This window comes from Borrelia persica No12 (genome assembly GCF_000500045.1).
GTDB lineage: Bacteria > Spirochaetota > Spirochaetia > Borreliales > Borreliaceae > Borrelia > Borrelia persica.
The window spans coordinates 1-22,226 of record NZ_AYOT01000232.1; the positions used below are offsets into that span (position 1 = coordinate 1).

12 protein-coding genes and 7 pseudogenes are annotated in these 22,226 nt (G+C 28.2%); 7 read left to right on the forward strand and 12 right to left on the reverse strand.

The window, feature by feature from the left end; genetic code table 11:
* Positions 1 to 580 precede the first annotated feature (580 nt).
* Positions 581 to 3,775 (forward strand): type ISP restriction/modification enzyme, encoded by a 3,195-nt coding sequence (locus U881_RS0109880; protein WP_024654257.1) that lies wholly within the window; start codon positions 581 to 583, stop codon positions 3,773 to 3,775.
* A 531-nt stretch (positions 3,776 to 4,306) separates the two neighbouring features.
* A complete protein-coding gene (locus U881_RS12960) occupies positions 4,307 to 4,456 on the forward strand; it encodes a hypothetical protein (RefSeq protein WP_160164821.1) in 150 nt (49 codons plus the stop codon).
* Between the two features lie 144 nt (positions 4,457 to 4,600).
* Here the strand turns inward: U881_RS12960 and U881_RS11250 are convergent.
* Positions 4,601 to 5,634 (reverse strand): annotated as a pseudogene (locus U881_RS11250) (variable large family protein).
* Positions 5,635 to 6,355: 721 nt separating this feature from the next.
* Here U881_RS11250 and U881_RS12065 point away from each other — a divergent pair.
* A pseudogene (locus U881_RS12065) lies at positions 6,356 to 6,565 on the forward strand (variable large family protein); the annotation flags it as partial.
* 7 nt (positions 6,566 to 6,572) lie between these two features.
* Here U881_RS12065 and U881_RS12395 read toward each other — a convergent pair.
* The 11 genes and pseudogenes from U881_RS12395 to U881_RS0110015 form a co-directional block, all read right to left on the reverse strand.
* A pseudogene (locus U881_RS12395) lies at positions 6,573 to 7,278 on the reverse strand (variable large family protein); the annotation flags it as partial.
* A gap of 529 nt (positions 7,279 to 7,807) precedes the next feature.
* Positions 7,808 to 7,975 (reverse strand): hypothetical protein, encoded by a 168-nt coding sequence (locus U881_RS12400; protein WP_200861724.1) that lies wholly within the window; start codon positions 7,973 to 7,975, stop codon positions 7,808 to 7,810.
* A gap of 448 nt (positions 7,976 to 8,423) precedes the next feature.
* Positions 8,424 to 9,277: pseudogene (locus U881_RS11260) on the reverse strand (variable large family protein); the annotation flags it as partial.
* 189 nt (positions 9,278 to 9,466) lie between these two features.
* A pseudogene (locus U881_RS12070) lies at positions 9,467 to 10,398 on the reverse strand (variable large family protein).
* Positions 10,346 to 10,606, reverse strand: a complete 261-nt coding sequence (locus tag U881_RS13430) for a hypothetical protein (protein ID WP_235048180.1) — start codon at positions 10,604 to 10,606, stop codon at positions 10,346 to 10,348. The pseudogene U881_RS12070 and the gene U881_RS13430 overlap by 53 nt, the downstream one beginning before the upstream one ends.
* 764 nt (positions 10,607 to 11,370) lie before the next feature.
* Complete coding sequence (locus U881_RS0109960) at positions 11,371 to 12,441, reverse strand: variable large family protein (RefSeq protein ID WP_051374075.1); 1,071 nt, start codon at positions 12,439 to 12,441, stop codon at positions 11,371 to 11,373.
* Positions 12,442 to 12,774: 333 nt separating this feature from the next.
* Positions 12,775 to 13,804 (reverse strand): annotated as a pseudogene (locus U881_RS12970) (variable large family protein).
* 247 nt (positions 13,805 to 14,051) lie between these two features.
* Positions 14,052 to 14,414 (reverse strand): annotated as a pseudogene (locus tag U881_RS13605) (variable large family protein); the annotation flags it as partial.
* Positions 14,415 to 14,543: 129 nt separating this feature from the next.
* Positions 14,544 to 14,636 (reverse strand): variable large family protein, encoded by a 93-nt coding sequence (locus U881_RS13610; protein WP_160164822.1) that lies wholly within the window; start codon positions 14,634 to 14,636, stop codon positions 14,544 to 14,546.
* Complete coding sequence (locus U881_RS13585) at positions 14,630 to 14,752, reverse strand: hypothetical protein (protein ID WP_268744165.1); 123 nt, start codon at positions 14,750 to 14,752, stop codon at positions 14,630 to 14,632. Before U881_RS13585 ends, U881_RS13610 begins: the two co-directional genes overlap by 7 nt.
* A gap of 3,005 nt (positions 14,753 to 17,757) precedes the next feature.
* Positions 17,758 to 18,708, reverse strand: a complete 951-nt coding sequence (locus tag U881_RS0110015) for an Mlp family lipoprotein (protein WP_024654270.1) — start codon at positions 18,706 to 18,708, stop codon at positions 17,758 to 17,760.
* 869 nt (positions 18,709 to 19,577) lie between these two features.
* Between U881_RS0110015 and U881_RS0110030 the strand changes: the two genes are divergently transcribed.
* The 4 genes from U881_RS0110030 to bdr all read left to right on the forward strand — a co-directional run.
* A complete protein-coding gene (locus U881_RS0110030) occupies positions 19,578 to 20,225 on the forward strand; it encodes an Mlp family lipoprotein (RefSeq protein WP_024654271.1) in 648 nt (215 codons plus the stop codon).
* Positions 20,226 to 20,257: 32 nt separating this feature from the next.
* The gene (locus tag U881_RS0110035) at positions 20,258 to 20,674 is read left to right on the forward strand and encodes an Mlp family lipoprotein (RefSeq protein WP_024654272.1); all 417 of its coding nucleotides are present in this window, start codon (positions 20,258 to 20,260) and stop codon (positions 20,672 to 20,674) included.
* Positions 20,675 to 20,989: 315 nt separating this feature from the next.
* Positions 20,990 to 21,127, forward strand: coding sequence for a DUF603 domain-containing protein (locus tag U881_RS12080; RefSeq protein WP_268744166.1), 138 nt, complete (start codon positions 20,990 to 20,992; stop codon positions 21,125 to 21,127).
* 538 nt (positions 21,128 to 21,665) lie between these two features.
* Positions 21,666 to 22,226: Bdr family repetitive protein (gene bdr / locus U881_RS13440; RefSeq protein ID WP_024654274.1), on the forward strand; the 561-nt coding region annotated here is incomplete at its 3' end.

Here is a 22,226-nt window from a genome sequence, read left to right on the forward strand (position 1 = left end):
GTTGTTGATAGAGAAGTTGTTATAAAAAAAATTATCAAATGCTTTGATGACAATTGCAATTATGGATGTAATAAATAGCCTGAAAAGTGTTTTCAACGCGCTCGATGTCTTTGTCAATTGAATGAATATCCTTTGACTTTGAATAATAGCTAACTGGCTTATAATTATAACAAATATACTGAAATTTGCGTTGGCGCTCATATTAGTTATGATTAATACTCCAATGATACTAAAAATCCAATAATTGATATTTAAAGAGGCCCTGGAAGAGGTAGTAGTGAGGACACAGGCGAGGGGACCCCCCCCCTTTTTGAAAAATTAGCTGAAGTTTACTCCAAAGTCGATTTTAGATATATCTAATGCAAAAATTGAAACACAATAATTAAAAATATTGAGTCAAGACTTGAAAAATTCGATGAGAAATACATGGTATACTACTTGACTAAAAAATAATGGAAACATTTAAAGAAAATAAAATGGAATGGAATATAAAGAAAATAGAAATATCATTGAAAAAGTTTAAAAATTAAAACTTAAAAATTAAAATATGTAGTATACTTGGTATATCGGATATATTTAAGTGTGTAATAGCAAAAATATAATAGCATTTAAGAAATATTTATTTGATTTAAAAGAAACTTCAAAAGATGAAAAAACAGAACATACTGACAGAACTAAGTTAGAAAATCTACTTAATACACTTAAACCAAATTCAAATATTATCATTCAGCATGAACCTAAAAGAAATAAAGAAGGTTTTGGATCACCTGACTACTTAATTAAAACTAACGAAAGTATAGTAGGATATATTGAAGTTAAGAAAATAGATCAAAATTTAGATGATATTCTTAAAAGTACACAAATTCAAAAATATAAAGAATTGTCAAACAATATAATACTTACAAACTATATTGAATTTATATGGATACGAAATAAGGAAATTACTTTAAAAGAAATATTAATATCTAGGGAAGATTTAAAGAAATTAAATCCCGAACTTGAGAATGAAAAAGTAAATAGTGTTACGAAAATTATAAATGAATTCTTCTTTACTACTCCTGAAAAAATTAAAAATACTGAAGAACTTACTAGTTTACTTGCATATAGAACTAGAACACTAAAGGAAATGATAGAATTAAATTTAAAATCCATTTTAAAAGATGATAAGCAAGATAAAAATAATAAAGAAAAACTGGAATTTAAAGAATCAAATGCTTTAACTGTAGCTTATGATGTATTGATTGAAACTATTTATGGTTATAATCTTCTTATTTCAGAATTTGCAGATTCAATTGCACAAGTTATTACTTATGGACTTTTTATTGCTCGTCTTAATAATAAAGAAAATATCAAGATTAATTTTAATAATGTAAGAGAATTTATACCTGATAATTTTTCATTAATACAAAATATACTAGATTTAATTAAAGATATTGGAAAAAACAAAAAATATTTTAATTTAAAATGGATTTTAGATGAGATTATAAGCATAGTAAATAATATTGATACTGAATTTATTTTTAATCGGTTTTCATTTACAAGCACCAATACAAGTTCAAAAGACCCATACCTATATTTTTATGAAGACTTTTTAGCCAAATATGACCCATCTTTAAGAAAATCAAAAGGAGTATATTATACTCCACATTCGGTTGTAAGTTTTATTACGCGTAGTTTAAATGAAGTACTAAAGAGAAAATTTGGTTTAAACAAAGGCTTTGCTGTTAGAGACAAAGTTACAGTACTGGATTTCGCAGTAGGTACTGGTACATTTTTACTTGAAGTTATAAAAACAATATTAAAGGAAATTCCAAAAGGATCTGGAAAGCAAGAAGATTATATAAAACTACATATACTTAAAAACTTATACGGTTTTGAATACTTAATGGCACCTTATGTAATTAGCCATCTAAAATTATCAGAATATTTAAAGGAAATTTGCAATATTGATTTTAATAGTAAAAATACAAAACTGCAAATATTTTTAACTAATACTCTTGATAAAAAGATAATAACAGATCAAAAATATTTAAACCCCTTTTTTGAAACTCTTTTTTCACCAATCTCTAAAGAAAATAAACTTGCAAATGAAGTTAAAGAAAAATCAATACTTGTAATACTTGGAAACCCACCTTATAGCGTAGTATCAAAAAATAAAAGTGATTATATATCAAAGTTAATGGAAGAATACAAACAAATAAATGGTAAGTCTATAAAAGAAAAATCGATGGCTTCATTAAATGATGATTACGTTAAATTTATTAGATTTTCGGAAGATAGATTTGAAAATAATGAAGAAGGAGTCATAGGAATTATAACTAACAATGGATACCTTGATAACGTAACTTTTAGAGGTATGAGGTATCATCTCTTAAAAACATTTGATGAGATTTATATTATTAATTTACATGGAAGTTCACGTAAAAAAGAAAAAACTAATACAGGAGAGACAGACGAAAATGTATTTGATATTCAAACTGGAGTTGCTATTTCTATATTTATCAAATATAAAGATGTGTCAAAAAAAAATGCTCTAGCAAATGTTTACTACAATAGCATAAAAGGCAAAAGAGAAGAAAAATATGAGTTTTTAGACAAAAACACTATATTTAGTAGTGATATAGAAAAGTTAGAATACAAACCTCCCTATTATTTTTTTATTAAAAAAAATTTTAAAACAGAAAATATTTACAGTAAAGGAAAATCTTTAGTAGATATTTTTACTATAAAAAGTACTGGAGTAGAAACTCAAAAAGATAGAATAGCGATTGATTACACAGAAGAAAAACTTTTAGATAAACTTAAAAACTTAGTTAAGTTATCAAAACAAGACGCTCGTAGTAAATATGGAACAGAAAAAGATTCTACAGAATGGAATTTAGAAAAAGTTCAAGAATTTTTAAAATCTACAAATATTAGTTCAGATTATGTAAAAAAAATATCTTATAAACCATTTGATAATAGATATGTTTACTACTCTAAAAGTAAAGGAATTATAGGAAGACCAAAATACCAAACAATGAAACATATTTTAGAAATTAAAGATAATATAGGACTTGTTATAACAAGACTTTTGTCTACAGATAGCTTTTGCCATGCTTTTATTAGTTCTATTCTTGTCAATAGGGATTGTATTTGTAGTAAATCCTATGTTTTTCCACTTTATATAAAAGAAGATCGGGGAATGTTTGAAGATATAAAAAAAGAAAACTTTGAATATCAGTTTAGAAACTTTATTAATAATAAGTATAGTAAAGAATTTAAAGCAGAAAAAATACTTGGATATATTTATGCAGTACTTTATTCAAATATTTACAGAACTAAATTTTATGAGCATTTAAAAATAGACTATCCTAAAATTATTTTTGTAGACGATATAAAAGTATTTGAAACACTTAGCAATCTTGGCTCTGACCTTATTAAGGTTCATTTACTAAAAGTTATTCCAAACTTAGATAGTAATATTGGAAAACATATTGTAGATGAAGATAAAAATCAAAATAAAATTATAGAAAAAGTTTTTTATAAAAAAGATAAAAATGAACTTTACTATAATAAAACTTCTAGGTTTATTAATGTTTCTTTAGAAGAATATGAATACATGATTGGAAGTTACCAAGTTCTTAAAAGTTACTTAAAATATAGAAAAGGAAGAAAGCTTGAACTTGATGAAGTTGAATATATTGAGAAAGTTATAAAAATACTTCACTACACAATTAAAAAACAAAAGGAAGTAGATGATATAATTTCAAATTTAAAAGAGTTTAATGAATAAAATCTAAATCAAAAAGCAAAAGTAAACTTTGAAATAAAAAGTAGACTTTGAAATATCAAATAGATATTTATAAATTTACAATCTATAAAATCTCTTATTTTAAGGTAGAGTTATATATTAAATTATTAATAATAATATTACTAACATTGCCTAACATCAACTGCTGTTCTAATTGTCTTACTTAATACACCATCTTTATCAACATCTTCCGTTGCTTTTACTACTACTTGTTCTAATTTTGCTGATGATGTCAAAATCTTCTCACTTAGACTGTTAAAGTACTTCCCTTAGTTATAGTTGATTTCACAGTAAATCCTAATCATTTATTTCTCATGTGTGCATTTCATTCATTTTTTATTCATTTATTTGTGTTTTGCTCTTGGTCTAAGCTTGTAAAGAGAAAAAAGGAGGCAAGAAAAAAATGAAAGAAAAAAAAGAAATGAGAGAGAGAAAAATAGGAAAGGGAATAATAATGGAAAAAGGGAGAATGATGGGAAGAGTGATGAAAGAAAGTATGGTTTTGATGATGTTGTGGTAATGATGGGATGTGGACAACAAATAGCAGAAGAAAAAGGGAAGAGTTCGAATGAAGTTTTAATGGAAGTAGAAAGAAATGCAGAGAATGTTTTTTTATTCATTTTTGGGGTTAATCTTAGATACATTAATATAAAAATATATTAAAATCACTTAATTTAACAAGATAATAAGCAAATATCTTACCTGTATGCCTAACACAAAACAAGAAAAGTGTCTCCTTTAAATAACTTTCATTTACTAATTTGCATCGAAAATTATTTATTGTTGTCTACTAGATATTGAATCTGCTTACTTACTACTTGTTTCTGAAACTGGTTCTTTCAGACCTCTTGCTTTATCTATTTCCTGTTTCACTGTTCCAAGCACATTCTTTACTGTCTTTTTATTATATCTTTTACTGCTCCTAACAGTTTATTTACTGCAATTATCCCTGCTAATTGTACTGCTTTTTCATCGTTATTATTATTAACAGCTAATTTATCTCCTTTAACCAATGATCACAAGGCTATTCCTCCTGATACTGCTGCTGCTTTAGCTATATCTTGTGCTAGATACTCTGAAGTAGCTCCTATTGCTCCAGTTGCACCTCCTTCTGTGGAATTAACTATTGATTCTAGTATTTCTTCACCACTCACCGCCGGTACTATTGTTGCTGCCTTGTCTCCCACTGCTGCTCCTACAGCACCTATTGTCAAAACCTTAGCTCCATCCTTTGAAGAAGTTACTCCTATTGATGCATCAGCTAGTGATATATCATTTTTTTTGGTCCTTCAAGCTCTGTTGTGCCTTAGCTATCTCTACTATCCCTTTCAATGCTTTATATGTTATTTTTAATGCATTTTCATCTACTGATACTCCTTGTTGATTGCTTGCTACCTCAACTACCTTATTAACATCACCTATATCCTTTAAAGAATCTAAATGTCCTTTCAATGCACCTAAAACTTCCTTGGCTGTATCAACTGCAATTCTAACTGGATTATTTGATGCATTGCTTTTATCATCACCTTTTGTTGACTTTTTTGCTACTTCTTATAATTCATCTGATGCATCTCCAAGTTTCTTACCTAGATTGCTAAAATATTTTCCTTAAAATATTTTCCTACTTTATCCCGAGTTGTATCTTTAGTGATAGAGTAAAAGCCCAAAACATCTGAAACTAACTCCAAAAAAGCATAAAAAGCATTCTCAGTACTCCTCCCAACTTCCATCATTACCCCACTTAATCCACTCCCTGTGCCATTCTGTTTCCCTGGTTGTTCTACTTGTTGTCCACATCCCATAATTCCAATAATCATCATAATAACCAAACTTATCTTCATAATCTTACTCATCTTCCCAATATCCCCTCTCTTATCATAATTAACGTTTATTTCTCTAATTCCTCTCATCTTCTTTTCCCTCCTTAACTGCTCTTTAAAAATTCAAAATTCCTCCTATCTTTAAAAATCCATTAATAATCCAAAGATCCCATCTCTCTACATAAAATCTCCATACTAAAAAACTTATTCTCTATCTTTAGAATAAAGCTTTTATTTTTTCTCTTTGAGAAGAAGAGTCTCTTTCTATCAACATTACTCCAACAGAAAAAACGATATAAAAATAAATAAAACAAAAAACAAATGAAATGCACAAACCATAAATGAACGCTTAATAACAAAATAAAAGAAATATATCAAATCACCTAATTTAACAAAAAAAACATCTCCCTTATCCTTCTTCATAAAAACAAAGAGAAGTATTTCATTTAAATAACTTTTTTTATATTACTGATCATTATCTACAACTATTTATCATTCCAATTATAAAAATACTTAATGTCTTGTTTACCGCACCACTTACTGCAAAACACTAAAAAGAAAAACAACTTTTCCTCAGTAAAAAAAAAGTGTTTCTCTTAATTGTATTTATTATCTAATTATATATCTATTATTAATCATAATTATTAATTCTTAGATGCCGAAATCTCATTATCAAAATTCACAGGAGCATCATTTGCATTTATTTTAATTGCCTTTTTTACTGTTTTAAGTCCTGCATGCTGCCGCTGGTGCTGCTGGTGCTACTAATACAAAGGATGCAACTATAGCAGAAGGTATAGCCTTAAGAGCGATGGCTCAAGATGGTAAGTTTGCTAATGCTAGTGCTAATGATGCTCAAGGGATTGCTGCTACTGCAGTTAAAGGAGCAGCAGCAAGTGCAATAACTAAAGCATTAGATACATTGACGATAGCAATAAGAAAAACAATTAATGCACACTAGCTAATTTCACAGAATCACTATTTTTAACAATAGCTTGTAATATATCAGCCCCAGTTACCGCTCCAATTGCTTTAGCAGCATCAGCTACTGCTTTTTTATCATCCGCGGCAACACTAGCATTACCAAATAGTTTTCCTGCACCATCAGCATTGTTTGCACCTCTTGCATTACCATCTTCAGCTTTGTCGGAATCTCCTGCATCATGTTTACCTTCATCTTGAAGTACCACTTCTACTATATTTTTAATTCCTTTTACTAATTTCTCAACTCCAATCCCAACAGTACCACCAGAAACAAAAGCAGAAACATTTCCAATTGGATCACTAGCATCACCAATAGCCTCACTAACAGTCTTAGCTCCCTCGATTATCTTATCAAGAGTGTCACTAACCAATTTATTCACTGCACTCTATACTCCCACCGCATTCGGATTCCATTCTCTCTTCATGTCAGCAACAATTTTATTAAGCTTATTCATTAAAATATTTCCCAACATCCGATTTCTTACTCTCCAAATTAAACCCTAATACACTCCCAACAATATCGCCAAAAGAAGTAAAAACACCAATAAAATCATTTCCCAAGCCAACCAAAGACTGTAAAAATTTATTCTTCGACTTCTCTGCTTCTAATACTCCACTATTACATCCCATAATTCCCAAAATCATCATAATAATCAAACTTCTCTTGATCACTCCTCTCATCTTCCCTATACCCTCTCTAATTTTCTCTTTAGATTTTATCCTCTAATATCTCTAATCCCTCTCATAACCCTTTTTCCCTCCTTAAACTATTAAAAAACTCCCACCTATCTTTAAATTAATCAACTAAAATAATCTAAAGATCCCATCTCTCCTCAAAATCAAATCTCATAAATAAAAAAGAAAAACACTATAAAAACTAATAAATGAAAAACGAATGAAATGCACATATCAAATGCACACACGATGAATGAATACTCAACAAAAAATTAAAAAATATATTAAATCACTTAAATTTTTAAAAAAAACTATTCTCTGTTACCTTCTAGAGAACAAAAGAAGTGTTTCCTTTAAATTACTCTTTATTTGATCATTTTTTATTATTATCTTATAAAGTTAGCTAAATAAAATAAAAACTTGATACATAAATGAATTTAACTTGTTAAACAAACAAATGATAAATGTTTGATAAGACATATTAAAATACCAAAAAGGAAAACAATTTTTCCATTATTAAGAAAAAATATTTTTCTTAATTAACGTTATTTTCTAGTCTAACTATCCACTTAGTAGCAGTAGGTTGAATAGTACCAGTTTCTAGAACATTTGTTTCAGGAGTATCAGAGTATTTTATCTCTTTAACAGCTTCTTTAATTTTACCAAGCTCAAGATTTACTGCCTTATCAATCATTACATCCAATAAACTTATTAAACAAGTAAAATACATAAGATAAAAATTTATAGATTAATACCAATTAATATAATTTATTTTGACATTTTAGGATTAATATTTGCTGAATATTTCTTATCTATGATATACATATTATTTTAAAAAAAATACTTTAATTTATGTCAATTACAGGTAATTTAAAGGTTTTGTAAGCACGCCTGCTATTTTAATAATTTATCACTTCATAAAGATTTATAAAACGTTAATATACTGAAACCTATAACAAGCAACATGCTTATAAAAATTGTAAATTTATAACAAAAAAAATCTATACTTATAAATAGTATTCGTAATACTACAATCAAATAACCTCATTTTAACAAGAAAACATCTTCTCTGTTAGCTCATAGAAAACAAAAGAAGTGCTTCCTTGAAATTACTTTTTATTTGGTCATTTTTTTATTACTATTAATCCCAATTAATTATTGGTTTCAGGTATCTTTTTATCAGAAATTACAGGAATGTCATTAGCATTAATTTTAATTAATTCTTTCACCTTTTCAAGTCCCAAATCGATTGTCTTCCTTATCGCTATAGTTAATGTATCTAATGACTTACTGCTGCTCCTTTAACTACAGCAGCAACAATCCCCCCTTGAGCATCATTAGCACTAGCATTAGCAAACTTACCATCTTTTGCCATAGCTCTTAAAGCCATACCTCCTGCTATCGTTGCATCTTTAGAAGCACCAGCAACTTGAGCAATATTATTAGCAGCTAATTTAGCAGCGTTACCACTATCTTTAATTATAGCCTGCAAAATATCAGCACCAGTTACCGCTCCAACTGCCTTTGCCGCATCCGCTGCTGATTTTTTTGCCTTGTCAGCAGAATCACCAGCATTATTTGAAGCAAATAACTTTCCCGCTTCATTATCAGCAGCATTATTAGCAGTTCTTGAAGTATTACCATCTTCAGCATTTTTATCATCGCCAGCTTCTGCATTACCCTCATTCTTAAGCACTATATCAACTATACCTTTAATTCCCCCTTTTATCAGATTTTTAACATCTCCAGCAGCACCTGCTCCACCACCTGCAGCAGCAACAGCAATATTTCCAATTGGATTATTATCAGCACCAATAGCCTCACTAGCAGTCTTAGCTCCCTCTATTATCTTATCAAGCGTCTCACTAACAAATTGATTTACTTCACTCTCTACTCCCACCGCATTCGGATTCCCTTCTTTCTTCATATCAGCAACAATTTTCTCAAGCTTATCCTTTGTCCCTTGCACAGTTTCCTGCACTTTCTTAAAATATTTCCCCACATCCAATTCTTATTAAGGTTATACTTCAACAGCAAAAATGAAATAAAAATGAATATATATAAATCGCAATTCTATTGTCAAACCAACAAATGATAAATTCTGAATAAAAAATACCAAAATGCAAGAAAGGAAAACAATTCTCTCCCTAAAGAAAATATTTCCTTTAATTGACTTTATTATTCAGTTTATAATTTATTTAGTAACACTAGGGTGAATAGTGCCAGCTTTTGGAACATCAGTTCCAGAAGCCTCAGAATACTTTATTCCATGAACAGCCTTTTTCACTTTTTCAAGTTCAAGATTGACTGTTTCTCTAATTATTATATCCAATACTCCTAATACCTTATTTACAGCACTTACTGCTGCTCCATTTACTGCATGAACAGAATTGCCTTCCTTTTTAGCTACAGCAATTTCTGCTACATTCTTTGATTGCTCCAATAGTAGGCTCTCACCCTTAGCTTCTTCAGACTTTTGCTACAGCTTGAAGTATATCAACACTACTTACTGACGCAATATCAATTGAAGCACTAGCCGCGCTGCCTCTGCATTAGTACTATTAACATTACTACCAAGCAATTTACCAATTGCTTTTTGTTGATCATCTCTGGTCTTAGTAGCTTCTGGATTTTCCTCATCTTTTTTTTAACACTACCCCAACTATTTCTTAATTCCTTTAACAAGTGAGTTAACACTTACGGCTTCTCCAGGTATAAAATCTTGTCCCTCTTTAGGAGCAGCAACAATTTTATCTTCTCCTGTAGCTCCTTTTACTGCTTCCTTGGCTCCTTCTGCTATCTTATCCAATGTATCAACGAATAAACTGCCCAACAACAGTTTTAACTTTCTCATAATTCCCATTCTTAGAAACTTCTGCTTGCAATTTCTCTTTCACCGTTTTCATTATCCCTACAATCTTAGTAAAATAAGCCCCTATCTCCGATTTCTTTGTATCCCCCCCCGTTTATGTCCCACTTACCATATCCCCAAATTGCCACACAAACGTCCAAAAATCCTTTCCCTAAATTCGCTATTGAACTCAAAAACTCTCCTTTTGGACTAATCCCATTATTACAACACATCATCACTACTATCATCATCATTACTAAACTTCTCTTTATCATTTCTATCTTCTTCACTTTTACTCCTCTCTCCTCTTTCTCTTTTATTTTTCTCATCTCTTTTACCCCTTTCTCTTTCTTTTTTCTTCCCTTCGATTTTTCCACTAGATCCTCTCTTCCATCTTTTCCAAAGATCTTCCCTTCTCTTCCTTCTTTCTTTGCCAAGTCTAGTACAACAGCAAAACACCAATAAATGAATGAATAAAAACAAATGAATAAAATACTCACACGATAAATTAATGCTTAATAAAAAAAATAAAAGAAATATATTAAAATCACTTGATTTAACAATAAAATATTTTTCTTATCCTTAACGTAATAGAACTTAAAAGTATATCAAGATTACATAATTGGATGTTTGGAACTATTATTACCTTAATATTAGTGTTAATAAAATTCTTACACTTAAAGTAAACACACCCTAATTTGGATAAGTCAATATTAAAATGACTCCAAATTCTATAATCTTTTTAATAGTAATTAAAAATTTATTAAACAAAAACAACATAAGATATCAAATCTATAGATTAATATCAATTGGTGTAATTTATTTCAATATTCTAGGATTAATATTTATTGAATATTTTTTCTTTATGATATATAACTCAAATGAACGTATTGTTTACTAAAGATTTCAGTATATTAAATATTTTATCAATCATTTATAAATGTGAAGTAATAAATTGTTAAAATACAGGCAAGCTTACAAAACCCCTAAGATTATCTGTAACTGACATAAAATTAAAACTTAAATGAAAATATAAACAAATTTTTTTTAAGAATATATAAATTTATAACAAATAAAATCTGTACTTATAAAATAGTATTCGCAAAAAACTACTTCTATAATACAAACATTCTATCTATAATAATAACCTCATGTAACAAGAAAACATCTTCTTTGTACCCTCATAGATAACAAAAGAAGCGTCTTCTTTAAATGATTTTATTTAAAAAAATAACTATCTATAATTATTACTGATTTGACTCTAAAACTGCTGGCTTTCCTGCCCTTGCTTTATCTATTTCTCCTTTTGCCTTCTCAAGAACATTATTTACTGTCTTCTTTACTATTTCCTCTACTGCTCCTAATAATTTATTTACTGCACTTATTCCTACTAATTGTGCTACTTTGTCATCATCATTACTATGTCCAGCCAATTTACCACCTTTCACTAATGAACGTAGGGCTATTCCTCCTGCTACCGCTGCTGCTTTAGCTGAATCTTTTGCTAAATTATCTTTATTGCCTCCTAATGCAAACTTTAATGTACTTGTTGAACCATCTGCATCACTTCCGCCTAATGCTTGATCATTTTCTCCTGATGCAACTACTGATGCTAACATTTCCTCTCCATTGACAATTGACAGTATTGCTGCTGCTTTCTCTCCCACTGCAGTTCCTGGACCTTGATCTGTAGCTAATATTTTAACTCCATCTTTATTATCTGCACTATTCACTTTTACTGCTGTTTCTCCAGATTTTGGCTTTTCAACACCTTCTTTACCAGCTGTATCCACTATTCCTTGAAACGCATTATATGCTCTCTTTAATGCAGGCTCAGCCGATGCTACTCCCTGGCTTTGAGAAACTGCCACACCTACCTTATCACTATCACCTATATCCTTTAAAGAATCTAAATGTCCTTTTAATACTCCTAATGTCTTCTTAGCTGAATCAACTGCACTTCTAATGGTCTTATTTAATATACCACCATCTTTATCAACATCTGCTGTTGCTTTTACTGCTACTTGCTCCAATTCTTCTGATGCAGATGCAATTTTCTTACCTAGACTGTTAAAATAATCTCCTACTTCACTCTTCTTTGTATCTTTAGTAACAGTAAAACCCAAAGTCCCAGAAACTAACTCCAAAAAAGAATAAAAAACATTCTCAGCACTTCTTCCAACGTCAATCAACACCTCATTTAAACTTTTCCCTTTCTCTTCTGTTACTTGTTGTCCACATCCCATAACTCCCAAAATCATCATAATAAGCAAACTTCTCTTGATAATCTTCTTCATCTTCCCCTTTATTCCTCCCATCTCTTTCCATCTTTTCTCTTTCTTTTTTCTTTTCTTTAGATCTATTCTTTAAATTTTTCCTTCCTTCTCAATTTTACTTCAACAGCAAAATACAAATAAATGAATGATACATAAATCAAAATTTACTCGTTAAATAAACAAATAAAAATGTTTCATAAGAGATAACAAAACACAAAAAAAAGAAAACAATTCTCTTCATAAAGAAAAAATATTTTCCTTAATAACTTTTCCCTGATTTTCAACCTAATCAAAAAGAAGGGAACATAGAAACATATCTAAGCTTGCCTTTTTTCTCTCAAATTCTCTAAAAAATAATAAAAACTATATATTCTATCATTTCTTACTTGATTCTAAAACTGATTCTTGCAGACCTCTTGCTTTATCTATTTTTTGTTTCGCTATTCCAAGCACATTCTTCACTGTCTTCTTAATTATTTCTTCTACTGCCACTAACAACTTATTCGCTGCTGTTACTCCTCATCCTTGTACTTCTTTTCCTGAACCTTACAAACTACACGCTGCTCCTGACGCTAGTTTACCTGCCTTAAACAATGATCGTAATACTATTTCCTGATATTTGCTAGGGTATTTGCTTGAAGACCTCCTTTTGCAAAACTCATTGCAGTTGTACTTACACTTGAATTTGATGATCCTACTGCTACATCAGTATCCTTTGATTTAACTATTGATTCTAACATTTCCTCTTCACTTACCGATGCTAATATTAATGCTACTTTAGACACATCTACTGCTACTCCTGAATTTGTAGCCAATATCTCATTCCATCTTTATTATTTACTTCATTTATACTCAGTGTTGTAGTGCCTTCTGTCAACTTTGCAATACCTATCTTAGCTGATTCTTTTACTATTGATTGCAATGCCTTAAGGTTTTTTTAATTCAGTTTTATCTGCTGCTGTCCTGCATTAGCACCAACGCTTGATGCATAACCTACCAAATTAGCATCGCCTACTTGCCTTAAGGACTCTAAATGTCCCTTTAATATAGTTAAAACTTCCTTAGCTGAATCGACCCCCGCTTCTCTAATTGGACTTTTTGATGAATCGCTTTTATCAACATCTATTCCTACTTTCTTTGCTACCAATTCTAACTCTTCTGATCCTTCTGCAAGCTTTACACCTAGAATGTTAAAATATGCTCCTACTTCACTTTTCTTCGTAGTTGATTTAGCAGTAAAGCCCAAAACATCCGAAACTAACTCCAAAAATGCACAAAAAACTCTTTTTCAGCATTCCTCCTAACTTCCATCATTGCTCCAGTTAACCCTCTCTCTCCTCCTTCTCCTTGTTGGCCATATCATCCCACCATCACCACCCAACATCCATATCATCATCACTCTCATTTCTCTCACCTCTCTTATTCCCTCATTTTTCCTACCTCATTCAAAAGTCTTTCATTTCTCCAGACCTCTGCTTCTTTCCCTTACAACTTTACTTCAAGATCAAAAATGAAATAAAAACGATAAATGTTTAATAAGACATACTAAAACACAATTAAGGAAAACAACTCTATTCCATAAAGAGAAAATGTTTTTCTTAATTATCTTTCTTATTATTTAGTTTAATGTTTTATTTAACAACAGGAACAGCTTAAGTCGTTACAGGAATATCTTCAGAATTAATTTTCATTACTTCTCTAACCATCTTAAGCCCTGCATCAATTATTTTTCTTATTGTTATTGTTAATGTATCTAATGCCTTATCACTGTCCTGTTATCGCTCTTTTAATTGAAGCCTCAACATTAGAACTACAATTAACAAATTTACCATTCTTAACGCCATCGCTCTTAATGCTATCATCCCTCCTGCAACTTCCGCATTTTGAGGAGCATTGACACTAAAAACAACAATAATTCCAGTATGCTCAACTAATTTAGCAGCATTACAAGCATCTTTAACCATGGCTTTTAGGATATCAGCACAAGTTACTAACCCAACTACTTTAACAGCATAGTTTGCTACTTTTTATTATCTTCCACCAGCCCCAGTATGACCATCAAACAATTTACTAGCACCAGCATCATTTCTTTGGATAAAATTATCGTAAGTTCTTTTATTATCACCAGCTTCAACATCGTCAGCTCATTCTTTAAGTACCACGTCTACAATATTCTTAATTCCTTTTACCAGATTCTCAATATCAATACCATCACCTTTAACAACATTACTCAGCAAATCACCACTATCACAAAAACGAAAGAAATAGGAAAAATAAGACTTTCTTTAACAGCATCTTCACCTTGAATATCTAATCTTCCTTCTAATACCTTTAGATATGAATTTGCCATCACCTGGCAAATCTTCCTTACTCAACACCTTTTACCATAGGATACCTGAATATTAAACCAGTTTTTAGATCCATTGGAATCCCAAAAAAAACTCATCTATCGGAATCGTATATTTGCTGTAAAATCTCCTATTTTTCTCTAACAAGATAAAATCTTCATGATGAATATTGGCTACATCGATCATTTTCAATTTGCCAAATAAGTTTGCGAAATCACTGCTTGTATCTAAACTACCATTATCACTTTGTGGTGGATTAGCAAGCCCTTGAGCATAAAACATCAAAGTTACAATACATAAACATAATAATATATTATTTTTATCACATATTACTCCTTTTTTTGAAAATTAATAAATTTACTTCATGTAAAAATAAATATATGGTATACGCTTACGAATGTGTTGTACGATTATTGTTTTAATAGCTTTTAACGAAAGTTATTAAAAAACATACAAACATAAAAATTTAATATAATTTTTTTTAAATGATTTGTTTACATTTGGAATTAATCTGTATATCAGATACATTATAAGTTTAAATAATAGAATAAGATATACAAAAAAGGAAAATTAATAATAAAAGTATGTATGGGTTAAAATACAATTCTAATAAAAGAAAGTCTCAATAAATAAAAAAACAAAATTAACATATACTAGCTTAATTTATAACAAAAGCAAAAACAGTAGTGATATAATTAAAGTAAACTCCACAAACAACATTACCCATTTAACTATCAGAGAAGAAATATATAAAAAAATTACAATCTATCTATATATTCCTTAAAATAAATCTATAAAAATATTAACCTAGCTAAACTAATGAGAAAATATTAATTTTAAAACAAAAATACAAAATAACAAAAACGTAGTGAGAGAAATCTTTACCCATTCTCCAATAATTAAACTATACAGAATACTTATAATCACATAAAAAATGATCCCTATTCCTATCCCCACAGCTATGCTATAAGTTAGAGGAATTAAAAACAATATTAAAAAACTTGGAATGGCTTCTATAACATGTGAAAAATCAATATTTTTTATTTCTTTGCACATAAAAATCATACATAATTTACATTATCAAAAAACAAACTACAAACTAGATAAGCCTAATAACAAAGCAAGTTCTTAATTACAAAATTCAGGAAAGTTATAATAATAATTAACAAACATATTAAGAATTAATCAAATATCTATCAACTACCTTAGTTAAAAGGATATGTTAATAAATACTTTCATTGTTTTATGGACTCACTTTACAATAGATTTATATATTTAAATATTCTAGTTTATTAACTTTAATAAGTTAATAAACCAAAAATAAGGTTTATATATATATATATATATAAATCGGTTTAATTAAAAAAATTAATACACAAATATACAGTTCAATATGAAAATATTGATCTTAGATTCTTTTACTATGTCTAAATAAATACTCTCATTTCTTAGCTATGTGCCTCATATATGATCATTCTTAAAACACCTAAATTATTAAATAAACTAACAAAAATACTTTTAAAGCAAAAAAATAAAAACAGTAATTCGATATTACAATGATAATTAACAATTAAAAACTTCTTTTAATGTCATAATACAATAACTTATCTTTTTAATTAATTTTACTCAAAGATCCATATCACTCTTATCGTATTCAAACTAGACACAATCAATTAAAGTCATTGCTCAATTGATTTAAATATTTCCTTATTATATAAAAAACCTTTATACCTTCTTTGCAAATTCGAGCTTCAGTACCATTGCCACACTTAATTATACCGCACAAACACCTGACTTTGGTTAATAAAATTTAAAATAAAAATTTAGCATAATTTAGTATTTTTTACTATTAATATTTCTGAAGGACGCAAAAAGAGAACTCACTAAATAAAAAGCAGGTTATGTTGATAACATTAAATTAAAATCATCAATATAACCTACTTAGGTCATAAGTCTACTATTTCCGGAGTATCAAAATACTTCAATACAACCTAAAGAGAATAGTATAAAAATTATTAAAATTTTTCAAGACATTCATTTGTATTATGTAAATAATTTATCAAAAATAAATGATATAAATTGTAGCTTCCTTTATGGAGAATATAATCTCTAAGCTGAAATCTCAATTTTGTGATAATTTTTTTAATTTTGCTTCATTTTTGCTCTTTTAATAGTGCGTTTAACGCACTATTAAATCTCCTAATAAAAAAATTAGTGACTTAATTTATAATATTTTATAGTATTTATTAAAGCTAAAACATTATTCTATTTTCTTTAAAATCACATTTTTAAACATCTTTGATAAAATTTTAATACTATTACCTTTAATCTCCCGCTTATGCTAAATTACAAGCACTTTTCACTTTTTCTTTAATTTTATCTAAATTATTATTATTAATTTTAAAGTATCCTTTTTTAAAGGTTTTAAAGCCAATTTTTTTGATTCTCTGCATTATCTACATTACATTTTAAAATTAACTTTTTGTATATGCGTAAGAAAAGCTTTAATCTTAGATTAATCTAGATTCAAAAATGATTAAGCCTATCATTATCCTTTAATGTATCTTTTAAAAGTTCAATTTTTGTTTTTATTCATCAATTTGACTTTTTTACTAGTATTTCTTCTGGTATTTTTTTATTTTCTTCTGTTTGCTCTACTAGATCTTTTTAAGACTTACCATCAGAATTGTTTTTTGTTTATGCTGATCACAACTATTAATTAGTAACAATAAGATCAAATTTCTAAGACATTGAAACATCTCTTCATTACTAGCCTTAGAAGATATATCATTGAGAATACCTCTAAAAAAACTGTTCTATTGCATTAGTACCATTACCTTATTTGGTATCATTATTATAATCGTTATTCTCAACCCTACATTAAGTTTGGATAGTATAATTATTGGTTTTACAAAATTTATTATCATTGCTTTTTTACTTGATTTTTAAATTTATTTTTCTTAAATACCCTTTTTAACTTAATTCATTTGATAGAAATTATTTATTCATTTCAACCACATTCACTCCGTACTTCATTCAGCAATTGTTCCATTGTTGTATCATTAACTTCATTTTTATCAAAAAATTCTCTTAGTTTATCTTTAAACCTATTTTCACCCACTGCATTATCACTACATTTCGAGTATTCTTGGTGTATATGGGTCAATGTTGCTTTTATTTTTGTGTCGCTTAATTGAAGCAAAGCATCAACCTTCTGTCCTTTAACTATATCTTTATACTCGTAAGAACCTTTGGGTACTAAGGTCTCTCTTAAAAAGTCCAGAGCTTGCACTTGGTTTTTCCCAAACCTTGCTTCTAATATTTGTAATATTTCTTCTGCTCCCACTAGTCCAGCTACATGATTTTGTGGATTACGTAACTCTGCTTTGAGATATTCAAACATCTTTTCATTCGTATTATGGTCTGGAGTATTAATTGTTTGTAATAAAACATTTCTAAAAAACATTTCTAGATCGATAGATCCGTCATATCTACTATTTATATTATCTCCTGAATTTATAAGAGTATTACTTATAAGTTCAATAACAGTTAAATTACCTGCTTGTAACGGTCTTTTCTTTTCTAAATAGTCATATACATATTGAAAAGCATGAGCTAACTCTCTTTGTCTTGATACATCTTTTGACAGATAGTCAATAAAGTCTTTATATTTCTTCATCTGATCAACTGATAAGAGATCATTCTTTGCTTCTATTATTTTATTAAATCCATGTATAAGGACATCAAATTTATTTTGCTCTTCGGTAGTCAAAGCAACAAATGAAGGTTGTATCTTTTCTTCAATTTCCTTATCACTTGAATTGATAACGGAGTCACCTTTAAAAGAGTTCATAGGACTTCCTGATTGTTCTGAACTTGGAGTCATAATATTTGTACCCAATTTGCAATAACAAAACAATAATAAATTACAAAATAATAAATAATTTATAAATTTTCTCATATAATATTCTCCTTTTTCCTTGCTTGTGATTATAAATTAATTATGTTGATTTGTATATATATTTCTGCAAATAATTATATATTTTGCAAAGATGAAATTATTAAGTTTATGTTCAATAAGAATAATTTTTATCAACTTCAAATTATGATGTATTTGAATATTTTATTTCAAAATATTCAAAGCATATAAGCAATTTCCTTAAATTATCCCAAGACATCAAGTCCTAATGTTTTTGTGTATTACCTAAAATAAAATTATTTGCATTTTTTTTGTATAAATTTTCATTCTAAAGTAAAGTCTTGATAAAAATTGCCTATTTTTAATCTTTCTTTCCAATGTATTGATTTCTTGCAAATAATCCTCAAGTTACAATTCTAAATAATTTTTATTTAAATACCTTCACAAACTCAAATCCAAGTTGACTTTTGGCTATACCAAATTGATACTTCAACTCATTAGCTTTATTATTTACCTCCAACACTCGATCTAATATAATATTTAAGAATAATTTTATAAATGGTAATTTTAATACCATTCTTTATGAGATTTGGATCATCTTTGATACTTTCCCATTTTTGTCTCATTAATACACATTAACTCTTGAAAATCCCATCTCTTTCTTATTTCTGAATTACCTAAACGACCCTCACTGAAATACATGGAATAATCTTTATACGCTCTTTTTACTTTACTCATATCCCTCCTATTTCTAAATTGACAACAATTTAACAGCAATTAATTTTACTTAACATAAACTTTATAACAAAACATTAAGACTCATAAAAAAAGTAAACAATTAAAAAATATTCATACAACATGAAGATAAATGATATATATTGTTTAAATCATAAATATCAAAGGAGGTTTATATGAATAAAATTATAAAGCTATTGATACTTTACAGCTCATTATTATTACATTGTTGTAAAGGACATAAAGTGAATATAGTGCCTGATGATAATCAATCACATAATAGATCTAAAAGATCTCTAGACAATAAACAAAAAGAAACTGACATTAAAGTAAAAAAAGAAAATATTACTTTAACTGCTGAGGAACAAAAGAAATTTAAGTCTTTAAATTTTGCACTTGAAAAAGTAATTGAAAAACTGCAGAACCAAATTGCTGGATGTCAAAACGATAAAAGCAAATGTACAAACTTTTTTAATTGGATCTCAAAAAATGAACACAAACAAAAACAAAAGGAATTGGCTAATGCATTTACCAAAGTTTATGATTTCTTAGAAAAGAAAAGACAAAAAAAAGCACATGATAAAGACTTTGATACCTATATAAGCGATGCTATTGAATGTCAAGTTAATAATCACGACTGTAACAAGGATAATAAATATGGAAATGATGACAATGAAATAGAAAAATTTTTTAGAGGTATTTTAAATGATATGAGTTTAAAAGATAATAACGAAAAAATGTTTGAATGTCTCAAGAAAGAACTTTTATGTACTGATGACAGTAATAAACATTTTGATGGACTTACAACAAATTGGCAAGACTAATAAATTATAAATAAAAAAATAAGGGTATAAAAATGAAAACAATCAACATTATTTTGATCTTATTGTTACTAATGAATAGTTGTGATCAGTATAGACAAAAAAACAATTCTGATGATAAACTTCAAAAAGATTCAGGAGAACAAACAGAAGAAATTCAAAAAAAATTAGAGGAAATATTAAGAGAAGAATTAAATGATACTGAAAAAGCAAACTTAGATTTCTTAAAAAACGCTTTGGACAACGAAAATGATTTTAACAAGTTTTTAAGCTCCGACCAATCTGAAATAAAGTCTGTACTTGAACATATAAAGGAACAACTTAAAGATTGCAACGGAGAAAATGCAGAAAATCAAAAACAAACTTTTAAACAAATGATAAAAGCTGCTGCTGGCAACTTAGATAATATAAAACAAGCACAAAGTATGTGTAATATAAGAAATGGTAGTTAAGGTACCAGATTATATAAACCAAAAAAACAAAATTAAAAAAAGATATTTTATTATTGCTTAAAATCATATGTCTTGGATCGAGCATTTCTATCCTATTGACAACAAAAAAGCAATAATAAATTACAAAGTAATAAGTATTTTATATACATGTTCATTAATATTCTCCTTATTGATTTAAATATAAAATAATTATATTGATCTGTATATAAATATTTTTTTGAGCTTTTATTTTTTTTGTGAAATTTTATGTTCTGTTACAAAATGTAATGTTCACTAAAATGCATTTTTGTTGAGTCAAAAACAAGAAGGGATATAATTAAATTAAAAAAATCATATGAAGATTATGTCATGTATTTCAGTGAAGGTCAATTAAGTGATTCTGAAATAGCCAAAGAAATAGAAATTTTAAGAACTAATGTATGTAATAAAAGATCAATTAATTATGTATACTGATATTGCATACAGTATAGATCGGGATAATACTGCTGTTTGTACACTAGAGAGAATAGAATCTAAGCTTTATGCCTTTCTCTTGCAAAAAAAGTCTTTACTTAATGACATAAGAATTTTAAATATGATAAAGATTATCATCAATAATTTATGTGAATACACTTTATATTGAAGATAGAGACAATACTTCTAGACAAGGGCAGTACAACGAGAGAATTTCTTAAACTTAGAATTAACATGAATGGTAATTTCAGAATAACACCGATAAAACCAATAAGTAATAAATTTAGTCGCATTACCACTTTAATCGGACCCATAACATCATCTTGTTTGAGAGTATTTTAGATTTTAGTAGCAAATCTGCTATTTCTGATATTTATGCTTATACGGAGGTTGAAAATAGTAATGATGATTAACTTGAGGCACTATCTGCTTCATATTTACTCTTAACATTAAATTATCATGAGAGAAAAGCACATTTTACTAAATTTAAGTTCATTTAATATGTAAATTATTGTATAATAATAAATAAGGAGATTTTATGGAACAATTAGCACGTCGAATGATAACTCAGCAAATGGTATTAGCTGCTCTTGTTAAAGCTGGAATTGATCGAGAAATAGCTGAAGATTTGTCTCTTAGGTATTATAAGAATGAACTTACTCACAAAGATATTGAGTACCTTAAAGAAAACTTTGATATTAAATTAAAACATTTAGAAGAAAAGATTTTTGATACCAAAGAAGAATTTATTCATAGAATAGATAGTAAGTTTAATGAGATTGATAACAAGATTGATAACGTTGAGAATAATCTGAATATAAAGATTGATACTAAATTCACTGAGCTTGATAACAAGATTGATATTGTTGGAAGTGAATTAAAATCAGACATTAAAGGTCTAGATAATAAGATTGATAATCTTAGAAAAGACATGGAACTTAACAAAATGAAACTAGATAACAAGGTTGATACTAAATTTAATGAACTAGATAATAAGATTGACAAATCAGTATCAGAACTTAAAAGCACATTAAAGTTACATGGTTGGATGTTTGGAACAATTATTACTCTTAATATAGGAATATTTTTAGCGTTAATA